General features: G+C 69.4%; 1 protein-coding gene. It reads left to right on the top strand.

Annotated features, from left to right (window positions below):
* Positions 1-128 precede the first annotated feature (128 nt).
* Positions 129-1,745: a cation:proton antiporter gene (locus tag WEB03_RS15230; protein WP_368071772.1), complete on the top strand. Its 1,617-nt coding sequence runs from the start codon at positions 129-131 to the stop codon at positions 1,743-1,745.
* The last annotated feature ends 90 nt before the right edge of the window (positions 1,746-1,835 follow it).

The following is a 1,835-nucleotide window of genomic DNA, read 5'->3' on the forward strand; positions in this document are numbered from 1 at the left end:
GACGGCGACGCTCTCGCCACCCGCTGCGAGAGCTGACCACCGTGCCCATCACCGAGGGTGGCAGCGCCGATCGGGGTGCCTCGACACCGGCCGAGTAGCGTCCCCGTCCCACCACCGGAGAGCTCCACGTGGACGGCGTGTTCGAACAGGTCGCCGCGGTGCTAGCGGTCTGCATCGCTGCGGGGGTCCTGGCGATGCTGCTCAAGCAGCCGCTGATCGTCGGCCTCATCGCCGCGGGGATCGCGGTCGGCCCCGAGGCGCTCGGGCTCGTCGACTCGTCCAGCGAGATCGAACTGCTCGCCGAGATCGGCATCTCGCTGCTGCTGTTCGTGGTCGGCCTCAAGCTCGACGTCCGGCTCGTCCGCCAGCTCGGCCCGGTCGCCCTCGCCACGGGGCTCGGACAGATCGTCTTCACCTCGGCGTTCGGGTTCCTGATCGCCCGCGCGCTCGGCTTCGCGTCGATCCCCGCGGTCTACATCGCGGTCGCCCTGACCTTCAGCTCCACGATCATCATCGTGAAGCTGCTCACCGACAAGCGCGAGCTCGACGACCTGCACGGACGCATCGCCCTCGGCTTCCTGATCGTGCAGGACATCGGCGTGGTCCTGGCCATGATCGCCATCACGGCCGTCGGTGACGGCAGCGGGGACCTCGCTGGCGAGTTCGTCAGCGTCATCGTGAGCGGCGCCGCCCTGGTCGCGGGCGTCGTGCTGCTGGCCCGCTACGTGCTCCCCCGTGTGGTCCACCTGCTCGCGCGGCAGTCGGAGCTGCTCGTCCTCGCCGCGGTGGGCTACGCCGTCGCGCTCGCCACGATCGCCGTGCAGCTCGGCTTCAGCGAGGAGGTCGGCGCGTTCCTGGCCGGGATGAGCCTGGCCTCGTCCAGCTACCGCGAGGCGATCAGCGGGCGCCTGACGACCCTGCGCGACTTCCTGCTCGTGTTCTTCTTCATCGAGCTCGGGACCAGCTTCGAGATCAGCGCCGCGGCCGACCAGATCCTGCCCGCGCTGCTGTTCTCGATGTTCGTCCTCGTCGGCAACCCGGTGATCGTCATGGTGATCATGGGTGCGCTCGGCTACCGCAAGAAGGTGTCGTTCAAGGCCGGGTTGACGGTCGCCCAGATCAGTGAGTTCTCACTCATCCTCATCGCGCTCGGCGCCAGCCTCGGGCAGGTCGGCGACGAGGTGGTCGGTCTGGTCACCGCGGTGGGGCTCATCACCATCTCGGCCTCCACGTACATGATCTACGGCTCGGACACCCTCTACCGTTGGCTCGAGCCGTTGCTCCGCATCTTCGAACGCGCGCACCCGAGCGCATCGGTCCCCGACGACGAGGTCCCGCACGAGCCGAAGTACGTGATCATCGGTCTCGGCCGGTTCGGCCGCACCGTGCTCGAGGAGCTCCGCGACCGAGGCGACGAGGTGCTCGGGGTGGATTTCGATCCGCGGAGCGTCCAGTCACCGGGGTGGGACGTCCCCGTCATCTACGGCGACGCGGAGGACCCGGATCTTCCCGAACGGCTCCCGCTGGAGCACACGCGTTGGGTGGTCAGCACGCTGCGGACGCTCGACGCGAACCTGCACGTCCTCCAGGCGCTCCGTCACCACGGGTACGCCGGACAGGTGGCGGTCAGCGCCGACACCGAGGAACACGAACAGCAGCTGATCGCTGCCGGCGCGGACGTGACCATCCGCCCGCTCCACGTCGCGGCGGGACCGCTGCTCACCCGGCTGCACGAGCACTCGTGACAGACGCGATCAGTGGACCTCGGCAGGCTCGTTCCGTCGCGCCGACGGCCGGGTCTGGCGCCACCGCCAGGTGACCACCGCGGTCGCACC

The organism is Nitriliruptor sp. (assembly GCF_040882075.1).
GTDB lineage: Bacteria > Actinomycetota > Nitriliruptoria > Nitriliruptorales > Nitriliruptoraceae > Nitriliruptor.